The sequence below is a fragment of the Pseudomonas sp. SWI7 genome (assembly GCF_006351945.1).
Classification (GTDB): domain Bacteria; phylum Pseudomonadota; class Gammaproteobacteria; order Pseudomonadales; family Pseudomonadaceae; genus Aquipseudomonas; species Aquipseudomonas fulva.
This window is the reverse complement of record NZ_CP040930.1, coordinates 1931998-1949779: the sequence shown is the minus strand read 5'-3', so window position 1 is coordinate 1949779 and position 17782 is coordinate 1931998. Positions and strand designations below refer to the sequence as shown.

The 17782-nt window shown below is 59.0% G+C and carries 18 protein-coding genes; 12 read left to right on the top strand and 6 right to left on the bottom strand.

Annotation, left to right across the window (positions count from 1 at the left end; all coding sequences use genetic code 11):
• The first annotated feature begins 7 nt into the window (after nucleotides 1–7).
• Nucleotides 8–2755, top strand: a complete 2748-nt coding sequence (locus FH041_RS08795; RefSeq protein WP_140174407.1) for a right-handed parallel beta-helix repeat-containing protein — start codon at nucleotides 8–10, stop codon at nucleotides 2753–2755.
• 26 nt (nucleotides 2756–2781) lie between these two features.
• On the opposite strand, the gene FH041_RS08790 is transcribed toward FH041_RS08795, so the two are convergent.
• Nucleotides 2782–4482 (bottom strand): hypothetical protein, encoded by a 1701-nt coding sequence (locus tag FH041_RS08790; protein WP_140174406.1) that lies wholly within the window; start codon nucleotides 4480–4482, stop codon nucleotides 2782–2784.
• Between the two features lie 265 nt (nucleotides 4483–4747).
• Here FH041_RS08790 and FH041_RS08785 point away from each other — a divergent pair, with 265 nt between their 5' ends.
• The 5 genes from FH041_RS08785 (at nucleotide 4748) to FH041_RS08765 (ending at nucleotide 6738) form a co-directional block, all read left to right on the top strand.
• The gene (locus FH041_RS08785) at nucleotides 4748–4957 is read left to right on the top strand and encodes a hypothetical protein (protein ID WP_140174405.1); all 210 of its coding nucleotides are present in this window, start codon (nucleotides 4748–4750) and stop codon (nucleotides 4955–4957) included.
• A gap of 108 nt (nucleotides 4958–5065) precedes the next feature.
• Complete coding sequence (locus FH041_RS08780) at nucleotides 5066–5554, top strand: glycoside hydrolase family protein (protein WP_140174404.1); 489 nt, start codon at nucleotides 5066–5068, stop codon at nucleotides 5552–5554.
• Entirely contained in the window at nucleotides 5551–6060 is a 510-nt protein-coding gene (locus FH041_RS08775) for a DUF2514 family protein (RefSeq protein ID WP_140174403.1), read from the top strand. Before FH041_RS08780 ends, FH041_RS08775 begins: the two co-directional genes overlap by 4 nt.
• Before the next feature lie 11 nt (nucleotides 6061–6071).
• Nucleotides 6072–6296 (top strand): hypothetical protein, encoded by a 225-nt coding sequence (locus tag FH041_RS08770; protein WP_140174402.1) that lies wholly within the window; start codon nucleotides 6072–6074, stop codon nucleotides 6294–6296.
• Nucleotides 6297–6363: 67 nt separating this feature from the next.
• Entirely contained in the window at nucleotides 6364–6738 is a 375-nt protein-coding gene (locus FH041_RS08765) for a LexA family transcriptional regulator (protein WP_140174401.1), read from the top strand.
• Here the strand turns inward: FH041_RS08765 and FH041_RS08760 are convergent.
• Both FH041_RS08760 and FH041_RS08755 read right to left on the bottom strand, forming a co-directional pair.
• Nucleotides 6723–7904 carry a tyrosine-type recombinase/integrase gene (locus tag FH041_RS08760; protein WP_140174400.1) on the bottom strand — a complete coding sequence of 394 codons (1182 nt, stop codon included), beginning with the start codon at nucleotides 7902–7904 and terminating at the stop codon, nucleotides 6723–6725. The two genes, FH041_RS08765 and FH041_RS08760, sit on opposite strands and share 16 nt — an antisense overlap.
• 235 nt (nucleotides 7905–8139) lie before the next feature.
• On the bottom strand, nucleotides 8140–9219 hold the full coding sequence (locus FH041_RS08755; protein ID WP_028686942.1) for a patatin-like phospholipase family protein: 1080 nt from the start codon (nucleotides 9217–9219) through the stop codon (nucleotides 8140–8142).
• Nucleotides 9220–9394: 175 nt separating this feature from the next.
• Between FH041_RS08755 and FH041_RS08750 the strand changes: the two genes are divergently transcribed.
• From FH041_RS08750 to FH041_RS08730, 5 genes are all read left to right on the top strand, one after another.
• The gene (locus FH041_RS08750) at nucleotides 9395–9703 is read left to right on the top strand and encodes a PepSY domain-containing protein (RefSeq protein ID WP_027914619.1); all 309 of its coding nucleotides are present in this window, start codon (nucleotides 9395–9397) and stop codon (nucleotides 9701–9703) included.
• Nucleotides 9703–10017, top strand: a complete 315-nt coding sequence (locus FH041_RS08745) for a PepSY domain-containing protein (RefSeq protein ID WP_027914620.1) — start codon at nucleotides 9703–9705, stop codon at nucleotides 10015–10017. The genes FH041_RS08750 and FH041_RS08745 overlap by 1 nt, the downstream gene beginning before the upstream one ends.
• Nucleotides 10018–10686 (top strand): response regulator transcription factor, encoded by a 669-nt coding sequence (locus FH041_RS08740; RefSeq protein ID WP_027914621.1) that lies wholly within the window; start codon nucleotides 10018–10020, stop codon nucleotides 10684–10686.
• Nucleotides 10683–12002: a sensor histidine kinase gene (locus FH041_RS08735; protein WP_028686943.1), complete on the top strand. Its 1320-nt coding sequence runs from the start codon at nucleotides 10683–10685 to the stop codon at nucleotides 12000–12002. Before FH041_RS08740 ends, FH041_RS08735 begins: the two co-directional genes overlap by 4 nt.
• 239 nt (nucleotides 12003–12241) lie before the next feature.
• Nucleotides 12242–13396: an HPP family protein gene (locus FH041_RS08730; protein WP_028686944.1), complete on the top strand. Its 1155-nt coding sequence runs from the start codon at nucleotides 12242–12244 to the stop codon at nucleotides 13394–13396.
• On the opposite strand, the gene FH041_RS08725 is transcribed toward FH041_RS08730, so the two are convergent.
• Nucleotides 13370–14236 carry a LysR family transcriptional regulator gene (locus FH041_RS08725; protein ID WP_028686945.1) on the bottom strand — a complete coding sequence of 289 codons (867 nt, stop codon included), beginning with the start codon at nucleotides 14234–14236 and terminating at the stop codon, nucleotides 13370–13372. The two genes, FH041_RS08730 and FH041_RS08725, sit on opposite strands and share 27 nt — an antisense overlap.
• 179 nt (nucleotides 14237–14415) lie before the next feature.
• Here FH041_RS08725 and FH041_RS08720 point away from each other — a divergent pair, with 179 nt between their 5' ends.
• Nucleotides 14416–16305, top strand: coding sequence for a propionyl-CoA synthetase (locus FH041_RS08720; protein WP_028686946.1), 1890 nt, complete (start codon nucleotides 14416–14418; stop codon nucleotides 16303–16305).
• Between the two features lie 20 nt (nucleotides 16306–16325).
• On the opposite strand, the gene zapE is transcribed toward FH041_RS08720, so the two are convergent.
• A complete protein-coding gene (zapE, locus tag FH041_RS08715) occupies nucleotides 16326–17414 on the bottom strand; it encodes a cell division protein ZapE (RefSeq protein WP_028686947.1) in 1089 nt (362 codons plus the stop codon).
• Nucleotides 17415–17534: 120 nt separating this feature from the next.
• Complete coding sequence (locus FH041_RS08710) at nucleotides 17535–17777, bottom strand: hypothetical protein (RefSeq protein WP_027914627.1); 243 nt, start codon at nucleotides 17775–17777, stop codon at nucleotides 17535–17537.
• Nucleotides 17778–17782 lie beyond the last annotated feature (5 nt).

The following is a 17782-nucleotide window of genomic DNA, read 5'->3' as shown; positions in this document are numbered from 1 at the left end:
AAAATTCATGGCTTACAACAGCGCCCATACCGGGCCGGAAATTGATGCGGCCGTGCAGTTGCTAGGGCAGATCCAAGACGCACGAGACTCTACAAGCCAAGACCTGGGCAACGTCAAAGAGCTTGCAGCTCAGGTCAAGCTCGATGCCAATACAGTTTCAGAAAATGCAGGATCTGTAACAGCCAAAGCTGCCCAAGTGGCTCAAGATGCAGTCGCAGTTGAGCGTGCAAGGCAAGAAGTAGTCAGCGCGGCAGCTGCGGCCGATGAAGCCAGAGACGAAGCTTCTCTTTCAGCCGACTCGGCAAAAGAAAGTCAGAGCGCCGCGAGTACCAGTGAGCAAGCAGCAGCTAGCAGTCAGCTGGCAGCTGGGCTTTCTGAGCAGGTGTCGGCAGAAAGCGCCTCGGAGGCCAAGGCTGCTGCCGAGCAAGTCGCTGCTGATCGTGATGCGGCGGCTGCGAGCGCTGCACATGCAGCTGCCAGCGCGCGGGATGCCGAGGCTGTGGTAACCGGCGGGACGGCCTCAGTGGTACCCGGCCCGGGTTTGATCCCACTCGGCAATGGCCAAGGCAAGATGGAACCTGAGTGGTTGCCCGAAAGCATTGCCCGTACAGATTCTGTCCAGGCTGTTGCAGATGCTGCTAAGCAGGCTGTTGATGTGGCGGCGGAGGCACAAGCTCGGTCGGCCAGGTTCTTGGGGCCTTCTCCTGAGGCTCCGGAGCTCCGAGATGACGGCACGCCTCTCCAGATAGGGGATCGGTATTTCAACTCTGTCAGCCAAGCAGAGTTCATTTTCAGAGCATCAGGCTGGGCTGCCAACGAAAGCTTGCAGGCTATTGATGAACTGAAGTCGGAGATCTCGGTTGACGCCGCCGCTGGTGACATTCCCCGCGCCGATGAAACAGGCAGTCTGAGGGAGTCTTGGATTCCCGCCGCATTCATCAAAGCCGCTGCCCTCGCTGCTGCAACAGGGGCCACCCTGGTATCTTACGCACACGTCTACACCGGGGCCGTGAAGAGGTCGATCGCTGATATCTTCAAGACGAAGGTCGACGCTTTGGACTTCGGCGTGGTCGTAGGCGAAGTGAGCTACGCGCAGGCTGAGCAGAACCTCATTGCCCTGAACCGGGCAGGGGCCTATGCAGAGTCGGTTGGAGCTGGACTGGTGACGCTGCCTGCGGGCGTTATCGGCATACGAAGACTGGGAGGAAACGACGGCACAAACCTGGCTGACTCATCCCTGATGTGGTACCCGAACGTCACCTTCAAGGGTGCGGGAAAGCGCCTTACGATTATCAAGCGTATGGGTCCCACTACTTGTATTGGGTCACCCAAGACGCGAAACGTAATGAATCCAGGCCTGCGTGACCTTACCGTGGATGGCAACCCAGGAATCACGGGATACACCAAGTATCAAGCAAACCTGCTGTACTTCGAGAACGCAGACAAAGGAATCATCGACAACGTCATCCTCAAGGACGTGCCAGGCCTCCACGCGATCGACGTGAACGGAATGGAAAACCTTGAAGTGACCCGGACTGATTTCCTGGGGTATGACATCTCTCTTCGCGGGAGTGATACCACCTATTACCCAGAAAGCGTCCAGATCGGTTTCAACCCAGACGCCACCAAGCAGAGCAAGAACATTCGATTTCGCCTGTGCACCGTTGGACCAAGTGAGAGCTATGGAGCGCCTCTGGCATTCATTGGCAACCATACCGGTGGCGGTGGAGGCGTCGATCATGCGGTCGAAGGGCTGGTTGTCGAAGACGTTGTCGCCAATGGCATTGTGAAATTCCTGTTCCGTCTGAAGGCTTGGAAAAATGTGCGCGTTTCCCGTGTGCGCCTTGAATCAGGAGCGGCACGATTCGCTTACCTGGACTACAAGCCAGCTTACGCAGCCACCGAAACCTCCGCAGCGACACCTGCAGCAGCCTGCGAAGAAGTGCTCCTTGAGGATTGCTATCACAATGGTGATGGTGAATTCTTGTATACGGATGTGATGAGCACGACGGCCGACCCCGGCACTCGGCACCGCAACATCAATGTACTGGGCGGCGAAGTCGTAGGGCGAATTGCTGTGAACGCGATCACGCTCTACCACACAGTCGGCTACTCTATCCGGCGCCTGAAAGTGCGTGGTGCACGCAGAGCTGTCGCCGCTTATTGGTCGGCTCTGGCTACCATCACCGACAATGACTTCGATGGTAGCGAGGTCAACGGCATTGAGATCACGGACTTGACTGGCTATGCCAATGGCTTGGGATACAGCAAAGAGCTGGTGATCGCCCGCAACAAGGTCACAAACACCAAGGGCTACCCGCTTTATATCGGCGCCACCAACGGGTACCTAATCGAGGACACCGACGTTACAGGAGGTGCCAGCGCAACCGGCGCCCAAAGCGCAGCACAGATCTTCGCAGGCTGCTCAAACGGCACTATCCGCAATCTCTACAGCCGCGACAACGGAAACGCCAACGCGCCTAATGTTGGGGTCAACATCACGTCAGGGTCCAACCACAAGTTGCTGGACATTGACTTGTTCTGCACTGGGGAGATGGTTGTGAATGGCGGTACAGGGGACTCATATGAGGTCCGAAGAATCACTTGGGGTACAGCGCCGCCAGCCTCGGGCGCTTACCGTCAAGGTGACGTCCGCTATAACTCAGCTGTAGGTACAGGAAAGCCCAAGGGCTGGTACTGCACCGCTGGTAGCAAAACCAGCGGTGGTACGTGGGTATCTATGGGTAATGCTTGACGCGAGCGGCGCAGGGATGCGCTGCCTCAAGTCTTAATTGAAAACCCCATGAGGTAGGTGAAGAAATCTCTGACCTTCTGGTTGTCGGCATATTCCTTGGCTTCCGCCTGCAGATCTGCAAGGAGAGCTGCGGAGAAGTTTGGAGGGGTAGCCTGACTATTCACCAGATTCATGTTGCGCCGGATAGGTGTCGGAGTCGGCTCGAGCATACATTCTGTCATCCACCCCAGTACCAGGTTATGCGCTCTCATCTGTGGGACTTGAGGAAAAGGCGACAGGGACTTGCTCTCTACGGATGCGGTCCATAGTGACGCCATTTTCAGTGCTGGCTCACGTTGCCCGTACCAAAACTGATCCTGCGGTCCCCACTCCTTGGTGAATTCCATTGCAATTTGCTCGGACTTTAATGAGTTGAGATCGGCCATACTGAGCTTGTTCACCAAGGCGACATCAGGCCTGCAGCGGATTACATAGTCGTATCTAAATCCGTGTTTCTTCTCATGAATAACCGCTAGCTCATGCGCCTTGTAGATTCCATAAATCATCTTGGCCTGGTTAGGTAGGCCAAGCGAAAGGAAATCATTTATATCGAGCCCATTTTTCTGGAAAACATCCTTGTCGTCTTCAAGCAAAGATCCTGTGAATCTGATTCCCTCTGGAAGGCCAGAAGTTTCAAAGCCTGAGTAAGATGGGGTATCTAGAGCTTTATAAGTTCGCGGAAATTTTTCTTTGAAATGGCGCTTAGACTTCAGGGGTTCTGGGCATTTGGCCAAAGCTTCTTTATTGAAAGCTCTGATAACCCATTCATCACCAGCACCGCCAAGCCCTGGCCAGTTTTGCATTTCCGACCATGAATGAAGGAAGATGTCAGCTTGAAGAGGCTTAACTAAATTCTCAAATATGCTTTCCAGTGCTAAGCTGCCACACCGATACACGCCTGATATGCATACAGCAACTCTTGGTCTCACGTCTGAACCAAGTATTTTGGTTGACCTGTCGCTTTGTAGCTGTGGAAGAACAGCTTGTGACACTGTTCGATAAACTTTGGATGCTCCCTCATACCTAGCTTTCTGTGGCGCTATCGCTCCAAGTAATTTCTGAAGCTCATTGTAGCCAAGCTGCGGGAAAGATATATTTTCCTCGAATGCTATAGAATTCACGGATATCTTCTTGGTCAGATATGCGCGCCTGATAGCTGAAAGGTTCTTGAATGACGCATAGTTGTTCAGCGCAACCATGGTTGCTCTAGGCCTGCTGCATTGCTTCCATACCTGATTTAGCGCGAAGGTCAGATACATGAGCGTCTTGGGGTTCTGCTCTACCTCGAACAACGATTCGCTGTTCTGAGAAATGTAATTATCCACAACAGAGATGTCATCAAATAACGACATTCTCAGAAGGTTCGCGTCATGGCCTGTAGCTTTGGTGGGGAGCCTCTCAAAACATGGAAGCATATCTGACTCGTAAATATCCAGAAGCAATCTTGCATTTTTGCTTTTGGAGTACGTGTTATCCGGGTCTTCAGCAATGTCTTTGAGATTGAATAGTTTTTGCGATTTTATATATGCGTGAAGTCTGTCGAGCATGCCAAGATCAGCTAGAAGCACACAGAACTCTAGCTGCTTGTTGCACTCCGTTGCATGCTTTTGATAAAACTCAACGAGCAGTTCAAATTCCCAGTTGTCAGTTAGGCTTTTTACTGTTGAATCAAATCTTGTCACGCTCATCGAGTATTCCATTCACTTAACTTAAAGTAGATTCGTTATCAGCTGAAATTGTAAGGTCAGATTATGATGATTGCCTTACATGAAAATAATTCAGTTTATTACGCCAAATTCATCGAATATAGCATGTCAAGCTGAGATTCCACCAGCCTAGAGGCATCAGCAGTGGATTGCGGCCTGGACGAGCGACATGGTAGCCTCCGGCATCGAAAAATGCCTTTCGGTGCGCATTCCCGCCGACTGCCACCAGGCGCTCTAGGAGCTATAAATGAACACGCGCTACGCGGAACTCTTGTCCCTTCCTGAGGGTCATGCTCTCGCCCAAACCAGCATTGAAGAGTTTCAGGACGAGAAAGTCATAGGGTCGATCATATGGCTAGACGAGATCGACGAGCATCAAGAGGTCATCACTACTCATCGCGTCTTTGATGGCCGATCGATTCAGGATTCCGAAGAGGTCTTGAACGTAATCGGCTAACCGCTGAGTCATGCCAAAACCCGCTCTTTGCGGGTTTTTTTGAGACCAAAACTCACCTATATCACCACAGCCCGCTCATCGCGGGCTTTTTTTCGCCTGGAGAAAAGCATGGCCAGACTCACCGAATCTCAGGCCGGAGGTGCAAACGTGCTCCGGTTTCTGGATCTGATCGCCTTCGCCGAGGGCACTCAAGCAGTGAAGGGTAGCGACGACGGCTACAACGTTCTGTTCGGCAAAGGCCTGTTTCAGGGGTATGCCGATCACCCTCGCCAGAAGATCACCCGGCTCTCCAACGGAAAGCCGATCACCAGTAGCGCGGCTGGTCGCTACCAGTTCCTCGCCGGCACGTGGGATGAACTGGTAAAGCGCTACGGATTCAAGGGGCGCTTTACGCCAGAGGCACAGGACTTAGCAGCCATCAAGCGGTTGGGAGAACGCGGCGCGCTTCAGTTGATCAAGGATGGAAAGATCCGTGAGGCGATAGCTAGGTGCGCCAACGAATGGGCAAGTTTCCCGGGAAACAACTACGACCAGAATCCCAAGGCCCTGACTGCGCTGCTGGCTCAGTGGCAGAAGCTCGGTGGGGTTCTGGCTTGACCTGGCTCGGCGCGGTGCCGGCCTGGTGCTGGTGGTTGATCGCGCTGGTTGTCGTGGCCGGCGGCCAGCAGTACAGGGTGGCTATTTCCCATAGCGATACGGCCCAGGCCCGAACCGAACTGTCCGATTACCGCCTGCAGGTAGCCGAGCGCGACCGGCGCGCCGCGGCCCAGGCCAGAACCGAAGAACAGCGCCGCCAGAAAGCGGCAGACGAGGAGGGTGAGCATGCACGCAAGAAACTGGAGGAGGTCACTGGCCGCGCCACTGCTGCTGAGTCTGCTGCTGGCGGGCTGCGCGGGGAAATCGACCGACTGCGCGCCGGCCGATCTGCGACCTGCGGTGCCATCGCTACCCAGCAGCGCCAGGCAGGAACCTCTGCCGTCGTGGTGCTCGGGGGATTGCTTGAAGAGGCTGACCGAATGGCGGGAAGCCTCGCGACAGCGCTTGAGCGAAGCCGAGTAGCGGGCCTGGCGTGTGAGTCTGTCTATAATGCCCTGACCAAATAAGGGTATCCCCGATGGACAAGGATGAATTTGCCGCTGCCGTTGAGGCAGGCGAACCGCTGATCGCGCAGTCGATGGAAGCTCTCAAGCGGTACTGGGAAGCCAGAGACTACGGCGCGCCGGCCGAGGAGGTAGAGCGTCTTCGGCTCCGTTCCGAGTCCCTGGCCCAGGCCGTTTCTGACTACCAGCTTCGCACCGTCTCCAAGCTGATGGGCAACAAACTACCCCCTACGCACTAACGCATCCCGCTTTTCGGCAGTTGCTCGGCCCATTGCATGCCAATACCATACTGTTCATTCATACAGTATGGAGGCCCCGCCAATGAACACCGCCCTTGACTTCGAAATCGACGATCTGCCGCTCCTCAGCCTTGACGACCTGATGCAAATCCGTGCGCCCTGGACCTACCTGGTCAAGATCGAGGGCGAGAGCATGCAGGGTGTCGGGATGTACTCCGGCGACCTGCTGGTCGTTGATCGAAGCGTCGAGGCCAAGCACGGCGACATCGTGATCGCGGCGGTGAACGGCGAGCCGACCTGCAAGCGCATGTGCCATGAGCACGGTGTGCTGGTCTTACGGTCGGAGAACCCAAAGTACCCGTCTCGGTACATCATGGAGGGCGATACGTTCGAGGTGTGGGGTGTCGTCCGGTTCAGCATCCGGGATCATTCGCCTAACTGAGGCAGCACCATGTCGGCCCATGCCTGCATCATTTCCCTACGCTGCTCGAGATAAGTGGCATGGTTGTACACGTCACGGATTGAGCTGCTGTCCGCGTGGGCCAGCTGGCGCTCGATCCAGTCCTTGTTGTAGCCGCGGCTGTTCATCTCTGTGGAAAATAGGTGGCGGAAACCATGGGGAGACTGCCGGCCGGTGTAGCCACACTTGTCCAGAAGGTTGACCGCATAGTTGATGCCGATCGGTCGAACGGCGTCGGTCCGATTAGGGAAGACGTACTTCATGCTGCCGGAGATAGGCAGCATCGACCGCAGGATCTGCACTGCTTGGCGGGAGAGCGGCACCACATGATCTCGGCGCATCTTCATCTTGCTGGCTGGAATCGACCAGGTTGCCGTCTCCAGGTCGATCTCCGACCACTCCGCCTTGCGTACCTCTGCTGGTCGGCAGGCAGTGAGTATCAAAAGCTTGGTGGCGCATTGCAGTTGCAGGCCTGACTGGCTTTCCTCAATGGATTTGATGATGGTCGGCATTTCTGAAAAGGCCAGGAACGGCCGGTTCTTGTGCGGCGCCATCTTCTCGGTGACTGCATGCATCTCAGCCGTGGGATTGATTTCAATCATGCCGATAGCCACGGCATACCTGAACACCTGACCTATCCACTGTCGCGTCTTGACGGCGGTAGTGATGGATCCCCTCCGCTCAATCCGGCGAATAAGCGTGATCACATCGGCACGCTTGATGCTGTCTATCTGGCGCTGACCGAAAACGGGTAGGGCGTCCAACTCCATGGCGTTGGATATCACCTTCACCGTTGAATCCGTCAGTCCACCTCTCCTGAACTCCAGCCACTCCTCATAGACGCGGCGGAATGTCCTCTCCTGAGCGCCCAGGCGCTTGACCTTCTTCTCCCTTCTTGATTCGCGCGGGTCAATTCCCTGCGCAACCTCTTCGCGCGCCTCATCCCTCCGCGCACGCGCTTCCTTCAAACCGATCTCTGGATAAGTCCCAAGCGAAATCCTGGCCTGCTTGCCGAGCCAGGTGAACCTGAAGTGCCAGCTTTTCACCCCGGTCTCAGCGATGTACAGCGAGAGCCCCAGCGAGTCCGCCAGGGTGTAGCCCTTTTCTCGGGGTTTGGCCTGCCTGGCCGCAGTATCCGTGAGCGCCACTAGTACATTGCCTCTTGATGATGTTTGGATGTACTGGATGATGTACTACGTTTTTGGGATTGGGAAGGTATAGCGTGGTACGAGGCGATACGCCTATGGCGCCGTTATTGGGGCGCCATGGCTGGCTGTGGTATCGCTCGGTTTTCGGCGGGAATTCACTGTGGAATCTTTGAAGATTTCCACGCAGTCAAACTCTGTCTGAATCAATAATGCGCGCAGTTTACCAGCATGCCCATCACAAGGCTTGCAGTCGTTCATGCAGCCGCCCGGTGGCGACCAATTCCAGAAACTCATCGCCCAGGCGTTGGCTTTCATCGATGGCCTTGTACCAGTAGCGCTTGCGCGCCGGTGCATCGCCCATGAAGCGCTTGAAGTCGTTTCGATCGGGCAGCTTCCCGTGAGGCAGGGTTGCCAGGTAGGCCGGCGAGGGCGCCAGCAGCAGTACGTTCTGCAGGCGCCTGGCATCGCCCTTGCGCCACGGCAGGGCCTTGTCGAACCAGCCAGGGACGACCTTGTCGGTGAAGTGCGGGTAGACCACCAGGTCATCGCCCCCGTAGGGCAGGTCAAGGTGGTAGTCCAGCAGCCCGCCATCGCGGTACATACCGGAGCCGGCTCCAGGTATGTCCCGTACTCCCTCCATGACCATGGGGATCGAACCCGAGGCAAGCAGGGCATGACGCAGGTTAGCCAGGTCCAGCGGCAGGCAGCGCGTCGGGAAATCCGTCAGGGCATCAAGCGGTGGCTGGCTGCGGCTGTCGTGCAGAATCACGCGCTCGAAATGTCGGGCCAGGCGAGATCTGCCCAGCAGGTTGCTGGCGATCACCGAGCCAAGGCCCATACCCAGTCGGCCGCGATGATCGTGAGCGAGCTGGCCATGGCTTTTGACGACCAGGATGTTCAACCGGTACGCCGGGTTCGCCAGCACCTGGCCGTCACGACCCTGCAACAGGTCATCGAGCATGCGTTGGCAACTGCGCGTGATCTGGGCCGGGGTGACGCCTTTTGCAAAATCCTGCTCGGTATAGAGCACCCCTAGCCGCCGCAACCCGGCAACCGGGTCGTCAAGGCAGGCGCTTGCAAAGCGCCAGGCGCCAATCGATGCGCCGATCAGCGCGCGCGGGCGAGGGGCCGATGGCAGGAACTGGCCGAACAGCGCCAGGTCCAGGCCCTGAATGCCCAACGGTTTCGGCCCCCCTGCTGCACCTGGGAGCACGCCGACGTCGACAGCCTGCAGCCCGCGCTCTCTGATTTGGCGCAAGGCGCGATAGCCAGCCTTCAGGGTAAGGGCGGGGTACTTGACGTGTATGGCGCTCATGGTGGTCCTCTGCGGCGACGGGCGCAGCATTATAGAGTGATGCAGCAGTTCGAGGTGTGTCCGGGTGTCTGCCGGCTGCGCTATCATGCGGCCAGCTGTTTTCAGGTTGAGTTAAGGACTGCTGGTTAATGTTGATTGCGTAGACAACGTGTACAGCATTATGGAGAAACGAACGATGAAAACCTTGACTGCACTGTTCACCGCCGCTGCCCTGTCGTTGGGTGCCACTGCTGCATTCGCCAAGGATGTGCAGCCTGACGAAGTGGTCAAACTGGTCAACGACAAGACCATCAAGTCCCTGGATGAACTCAAGAAGGCCGCGATTGCCAAGCACCCGGGTTCCACCGTCAAGGACTCGGAACTTGAAGACGAATACGGCCGCTACGTGTACAAGGTCGAACTGCGCGATCCCCAGAATGTGGAGTGGGACGTGGCCTTCGATGCCAAGACCGGTGAACTGCTGAAGGATGAGCGAGACAACTGATGAACCCACCACCACGGGCAGCGCGCTATCTGGCCCTCGCCCTGCTGGCCGCGTGCTCGCTGGCCGCTGCCCGTGACCTGGACCAGGATGAGGCACTGGCTTTGCGCCAGAAGGGCGTGATTCTACCGCTAGAACACCTGCTGGAGACGGCCATGGCCCGTCACCCAGGCGCGCGTTTGCTGGAGGCAGAGCTTGAAGAAGACGACGACCGCTATGAGTACGAGGTCGAGTTGCTGACGGTTGACGGCGTAGTACGGGAAATCAAGCTCGATGCTGCTACTGGCGCCCTGCTCAAAGATGAGGAAGATGACTGAATGCGCTTGTTGCTTGTCGAGGATAACGTCCCGTTGGCAGACGAACTCACCACGGCGCTGCAGCGTCAGGGGTACGCCGTCGACTGGCTGGCCGATGGCCGTGATGCGGTCTATCAGGGCCAGTGCGAACCGTACGACCTGATCATCCTGGACCTTGGTCTGCCAGGGTTGCCTGGCCTCGAAGTCCTGGCGCAGTGGCGTGCAGGCGGTCTACTGACACCCGTACTCATCCTGACGGCACGTGGTTCCTGGGCCGAGCGCATCGAAGGCCTGAAGACCGGCGCCGACGATTACCTCAGCAAACCTTTTCACCCCGAAGAATTGCAATTACGCATTCAGGCGCTGCTGCGCCGCGCGCGTGGGCTTGCCAACCAGCCAAAGCTCGAAGCTGCCGGCTTGCATCTGGACGAGCGTCGCCAATGCGTGAGTCGCGAGGGCGTCGATATTCAGCTCACGGCTGCAGAATTTCGCCTGTTGCGCTATTTCATGTTGCATCCCCAGCAGATCTTGTCCAAAAGCCACCTGGCTGAGCACCTCTACGATGGCGAGACCGAGCGCGACTCCAACGTGCTCGAGGTTCACGTCAACCACTTGCGCCGCAAGCTTGGCCGTACGGTGATCGAGACACGGCGCGGCCAGGGCTACCTATACGCCGGGAGCGCTGCGTGAAGTCGATCCAGGCGCGGCTCAGCCTGGGCCTGATTGCCGTGCTGGTGGTAGTCGGGGTGGTACTGGCGCAGCTGACGCTATGGCTGTTCGAAGCCGGGTTGCAACGCTACCTGGAAAACGGCCTGCGCAACGAAAGCGAGAACCTGCTGGTAGCACTGGTGCGCGGGCCTGCAGGCATGCAGCTCGACGAGCAACGCATCTCGGCGGCTTACCAGCGGCCGTTTTCTGGCTACTACTTTCGCATCGACTTTGCCCAAGGCACTTGGCGTTCACGCTCCTTGTGGGACATGAACCTGCCCAAACCGTCGGCCCCTGGTCTGTCGGACCGGCACGAGCTTGGTCCTGAGGGGCAGGAGTTGCTGACGCTGCGTGCTGATTACCGGCGCCTGGGGCAGGATATATCCATCAGTGTCGCCCAAGATTACTCGCCTGTCCGCCAAGGCTTCCGGCGCCTTCAGCAAATTGGGCTGGGCATGGGCCTGGTCGCGCTGGCCCTGGTGCTGGTGCTTCAGCGCATGACCGTCACCCGCTCGCTGCGCCCACTGGAGCGGGCTCGACAGCAAATCGCCCAGTTGCAGCAGGGTCAGCGCTCCCAACTCGATGCCCAAGTACCCAGTGAGCTGGTGCCGTTGGTTGGCCAGATCAACCATTTGCTCAGCCATACCGAAGACAGCCTGCGACGCTCGCGCAATGCACTGGGCAACCTGGGCCATGCCCTGAAAACACCCCTGGCGGTACTGCTTAGCCTGGCGTCCAACGAGCGCCTGCAGGGCTTGCCTGAGGTCCGTGCACAGATGCGCGAGCAGTTGCAGCAGATCGAGCAGCGCCTGGCCCGCGAGCTCAACCGCGCACGCCTGGCAGGCGATGCGTTGCCAGGTGCGCAATTTGCCTGTGATGAGGAGTTGCCAGGGTTGCTGAGCACCTTGGGCATGATCCATGGCGAGGGCCTGGTGCTGAGCCATGCCGTGCCATCTGGCCTGCTGCTGCCCTGGGATCGCGAAGACATGCTGGAACTGCTGGGCAACCTGCTGGATAACGCCTGCAAATGGGCGGACAGTGAGGTACACCTGGGCATCGCAACCTCCGAGGACCATTACCAGCTGTGGGTCGACGACGATGGCCCTGGCATCCCCTATCAGCAACGTGTGCAAGTGCTCGAACGGGGCTCTCGCCTTGACGAGGAAGTCGATGGGCATGGTCTGGGGCTGGGCATCGTGCGTGACATCGTCCAGGCCTGGGGTGGGCAGCTGCAACTGCTAGAAAGCCCGATGGGCGGATTGCGTGTGGATATCCAATTGCCGCGCCGTAGCCTGTGACCAGCGCTGAGTCCCACAGCGCGGCCCGGTTCCCCCTTCCCAGCAGGCAAACAGCTGTACTGCAAAAAAAATGCACCACTGCCACATTTTTTTGAATTAGCCCAAATCGACGTCGCTCGGCAGAATCGCTCCTCGTAGCCTTCGCTCGCCGGCGTCCAAGACAACTGTCAATACCGCGCACCACTGGCCAAGGCTTACGGTTCCTTTTTCGTCCAGACCTATACAGAACCCGAAACGACATGCCTGCCTCGCGTACCGAACGTCTTCTGCAGTGGCTATTACCCGCTCCCATGAACATCCCTCCCACCCAATGGCTGCGTGCCGGTGTCGGCGCATTGGTCGGCCTGTTCCTGGCAGGCTGGCTCACGAGCCTGGCTTATGGCCCGGATATCGCCTTGCACCTGCTCGGGCCGTTGGCAGCCTCGGCGGTGCTGGTGTTCGCCGTTCATTCAGGCCCCCTGGCACAGCCTTGGCCAGTGCTTGGCAGCTATGCCTTGGCCGGCATCGTTGGCTTGGCAATGCGGGGCGGTTTTGGTCCCGGGCTTTGGGTCGCTGCCGCGGCCCTGGGTCTGTCCATCCTGGTGATGTGCTTGCTGCGCTGCCTGCACCCGCCCGGTGGCGCAGTGGCGGTCAGTGCGGTTCTGGCCGACCCAGGGCTGACCGCCCTGGGTGACCATCTGCTGGAGCCGGTACTGCTCAACGCGCTGATTCTCGTCGCGGTGGCCATCGTCTATAACCGCTTGACCGGTGTGCGCTACCCCAAAGGCGCTGCACCGCGTAAGGATTTGCACCACACTCACGACCCGCTGCCAAGTGAGCGCGTTGGCATCCGCAGTGAAGATCTGGATCAGGCGTTGGAAGAGTTGGGCGAGTTCGTCGACGTAACCCGTGACGAGTTGGAGCGCATCATCCTCGCCACCGAGCAGCACGCCCTGCAGCGCAGCCTAGGGGGCATCACGGCGGCGTCGGTGATGTCGAAGGACGTACAGTTCGTCAGCCCTGACACCACCTTGCAGCAAGCCTGGAAGCTGCTCGACAGCCATCATGTCAAGACCCTGCCGGTGGTGCAGGACGGCGCATTGGTGGGGATCGTCAGCCTGAGCGACCTGGTAGGCCCGGCGATGCAGCAGGCGCGTTTGAGCTGGCGGGGGCTGTTCGGGCGCAAGCCCGTGCGCATGGCGCAGGTGATGAGCCGCCGGGTCGTCAGTGTCAGCAGCCAACACCCGTTGGAGCGCCTGCTGCCGCTGCTGTGCGAGCAGGGGCTGCACTGCCTGCCGGTGCTCGACGGCGACGTGCTGGTAGGGGTGGTCACCCAGACCGACCTGATCGCCGGGCTCAAGCGCCAGTTGCTCAGCAGCGCCAATGCCTCAGAGCGTCGGATCCCAGCGTTGTGACCAGTCGCTGGCCTCGGCTGCGATAAGCCGGCGCAGGATGCCAAGGGCCTGTTGCAACGCGTCGCTGTCACGCTCGCGGGCGTAGACCAGAAAAGTGGGGTAGGTAAATTCCGGCGCGTGCGGTACGCGCTCGAAGACGCCACTGTCCAGGTAAGCCTGCACCACTCGCGTGCGAAAATAGCCGCTCCCGCCCTTGTCGAGGATGAACTGCAAGGCAAGCGGCCCCAGGTTAAAGCGCAGTGCGGCGCGGGCGCAGTCGGGCAGGGCGGCGTCATGTTGCCGGCGGAACGCCTCACCCCAGTCGATGTAGATGTACGGCTCCGGCCGCTCGACCCGCCGGATCCGCACCAGCTTTTCTTCCATCAGCTGCTCCACCTGCAAGCCCGGCCCGTAGATCGGCTGGTACACCAGCGCGGCGTCAAGTACGCCCATCTCCACCTTGCGCAGCAATGATTCGCCATCGCTCACTTCGCTGTGGATGCTCTGGCCAGGAAGCTCCTGGTACAGCGCAGTGACCCAGTCGAGCATCATCGGGTTGCCAAGGCTCACCTCGCCGCCAAGGTGCAGCACCTGCTGATAGCCCGGTGGCAGGGGCAGGTCGCGTCGTGCTGCCTCCCAAGTCTGCACCAGCTGGTTGGCATACCCGACGAAGGCTTCGCCGTGGCTGGTCAAGCGGGCGCCAGTCCGGCTTCTTGTGAACAGGGTGCAGCCCAGTTGCTGCTCGAGCCGCTGCAACCTGGCGGTGACTGCTGTCTGCGACACGCACAGGCGCTCTGCAGCCGCCACCAGGCTGCCACTGCGCACGACCTCCAGAAAAGTGCGGGCCTGATCGATGTCCATTGAGGTGCTCACCGTAAAAACTGGTCGCTATTCTAGTGAGTTTATCGCCGCATTGAATGGCTTTTGCCCACGCTGCAAAAATGCAGGTCAGTTAGGCCATATCGCGCCTGGCGCCTGGGTGCAGGACATCCATACTCAGCGTTCGCCCTTCAAGAACAACAACATCGGGTCAACTCACCATGAGCTATCAGCACAGTTACGCCCAATCCATTACCGACCCCGCCGCCTTCTGGGCAGAGCAGGCGCGCTCGGTGGCGTGGTACCGCGCACCCACCGTGGTTCTCGAGAACAATGCCGATGGCACTCACCGGTGGTTTCCTGACGCACGATTGAACAGTTGTTACCTGGCTCTGGATCACCAGATCGAGCAGGGTCGGGGAGATCAGTTGGCGCTGATTTACGATTCCCCGGTGACCGGCACCCAGCAGACGCTCTCCTACCTTCAGCTTCGCGAAGAAGTCGCGCGACTGGCCGGCCTGCTGCGCCAGCTTGGGGTACAAAAAGGCGATGGCGTCATCATCTACATGCCGATGGTGCCCCAGGCCGCCATGGCCATGTTGGCTTGCGCGCGCATCGGTGCTGTTCACTCGGTGGTATTCGGCGGGTTTGCGGCCAATGAGCTGGCATTGCGTATCGATGATGCGCGCCCGGTGTTGCTGCTAACCGCTTCCTGTGGGCTGGAGTTCGAGCGCGTCATCGAGTACAAGCCGTTGGTCGATCGCGCTCTGGAACTGGCCCAGCACCGCCCGCGCAACGTGTTGGTCTGGCAACGGCCCCATGCGCAAGCGCCGTTGCAGGCAGGCCGAGACCTGGATTGGGCTCAGGCTGTCGTCGATGCTCAGCCAGTGGCGCCTGTGGAGCTGGATGCGGCAGACCCGCTGTACATCATGTACACCTCAGGAACCACCGGTAAACCCAAAGGCATCGTTCGCGAGAATGGCGGTAATGCCGTTGCGCTGCTCTATGCCATGCGCACCGTCTACGGCATGCAGCCAGGCGATGTCTGGTGGGGTATCTCCGACGTGGGCTGGGTGGTGGGGCACTCGTTGATCGTGTATGGGCCGCTGATGTGCGGCTGCACGAGCGTCTTCTACGAAGGCAAGCCCATCCGCACGCCGGATGCTTCTGCCTACTGGCGCGTAGTGGAGCAGTACAAGGTCAATGCGCTGTTCTGTGCGCCCACAGCCATGCGTGCCATCCGCAAGGAGGACCCTGACGCCGAACTGCTGCGCAAGCATGACCTGAGTTCACTGCGCCAGTTGTTCCTGGCAGGCGAAAAACTCGATTCCAGTACCCATCAATGGCTGGAACGGGTAAGCGGCAAGCCGGTGCATGATCACTGGTGGCAGACCGAGACCGGCTGGCCGGTGACTGCGCCCTGCGTGGGGCTCGAGGGGAGCGCGGCAAGAGCAGGGTCGAGCAATCGTGCGGTGCCTGGGTACCACGTGCAGGTGCTGGATGACGAAGGGCATCTGGCCGGCCCCAATCACCAGGGCGCAATCGTCATCGCCCTGCCGTTGCCGCCAGGCTGCAGCCAGACGTTGTGGGGCGATCACTCGCGCTATGTCCAGGCCTACTTGAGCACGTACCCTGGCTACTATCACACAGGTGACGGCGGGTATCTCGATGAAGACGGGTTCGTCTACATCATGGGTCGCACGGACGATGTGATCAACGTTTCCGGGCATCGTCTTTCTACAGGTGAGATGGAGGATCTAGTCGCGCGTCATGCTGCTGTCGCCGAGTGTGCAGTGATCGGCGTTCACGATGACATCAAAGGGCAGGTGCCATTGGCATTGGTGGTGCTCAAGGACGGCGCCGGCATCGTTGAATCGCAGCTGCTGGTCGATCTCGTGGCCAGCGTCCGCGAGGAGATTGGCGCCTTGGCCTGCTTCAATCAAGTCCGATTGGTCAAGCGTCTGCCCAAGACCCGATCTGGCAAGATTCTTCGCGCGGTGCTGCGCAAGATCGCCGATGGCCAAGCGTACACGCCGCCTTCTACAGTGGACGATCCGGCAGTGCTCCAAGAAATCGAAGCGGTGCTGTCAGGGCTTGCGCGGGCAAGCTGAGAAGGCAAATCCGACCCTGCTCAGCCTTCGGCGCCTGCGGGGCCCATTTGCTGTAGCTGGCCAAGGCGACTGCGGGTGCGCATCAGGTCTGGCAGCGATCCCTCGAGACTTTCCGCCAGCGGGCGCGAGCCAATGAGGGTCAGTTGCCGATCCTGGTCGTAGAGCACGTCCACCACGTTTACGAAACGCTGCTGGGCAGCAAGCGAACACGCCTCCAAACCGTCCAGGCCCTCGATGATCCAGTGCGAATATTGCCGAGCCAATGCCAGATAATCGATCACGGCTGTGGGCTGCTCGCACAGGTCTTCGAAGGTGAACCTGATCTGGTCACCCTCAGCGCCCTGCACGCGTAGTGGGCGATTATTGACCATGAGGGTATCGCCGTGGCCCTTCGGCATGTGCAGGGACTGGCGCTGCGCACCGGTCCCGGGCCAGACATAACGGCCCTGCGTGAAACGTTGCAGCGCCCGGTTGACCGGCAGGCTGCGAAAATCCGTTTCACCGCCGACTTCCTTGATGACCATGCAACGGTTGATCAGGTCGATCACAGGCTGGAACCGCTGATGGTAAAGCGGATTGGGCAACAGCCCCTCAGGTGCGTAGTTGCTGGTGAGCACCAGCAACGTGCCCCGTGCGAACAGGGCCTCGAACAATCGAGTCAGTAGCATGGCATCACCAATGTCATGCACATGAAATTCGTCGAAGCACAGGATGTCGTTTTGTTCGGTCAACTCGTCGAGCGTGATGCCAATGGCATTGCCCGTCGCTTGGTGGCGGTGCACGCCGTGATGCAGGCGGGCAAAGAAGTCGTGGAAGTGCCAGCGCAGTTTCGATGGGTTGGGCACCCATTGAAAAAAGCTGTCGAGTAACCAGCTTTTACCCCGACCGACCGGGCCATATAGGTACACGCCCGTCGCTTGCCCCGTCCTGTGCCGTTCAACCTGCTGGGACAGGCAGATGATGGCCTGACGTTGGCTCTCGCTAAGCGTGAAGCCGCATCGACGCGCCTTGTCATCGAAGGCGGCAGCCAAATCGTTGCTCGGCGCCACTGCACGATGACGAAGGCGCTTGCCAAGGTGGCGCAGCGGGGCAGGTAACCAGGCGGGCAATGGCTCGTTTCCTTGTAACAGACGGTAGCGAGGATCTTGCACCAGCCTGGGCTGTGTGACCAATCGAGAAAGTGACATCGACTGATCGCTTGCTGCGATAGGTCACAGCCTACGGGCAGCTCATGCTTTGAGTTGCAGCTGACTCTCGATCATGTATTTCACGGCCAACCGGCGCTCCTTGAGGCGACGAAGGTCGTCGTCCTCGAAATTGCCTGCCGAGATGGATTCGGCGGCCAGCACCTGGTTATCGATGTCGACGTATTCGTCGAGCAAACGGTCCAGGTCCTTATCGGTCTGGCGACGTTGCTGAACGATTTCACGAGGGTAGTGCAGGTCTTGGTACAAATCGTGTGATACGGGCATGGCAT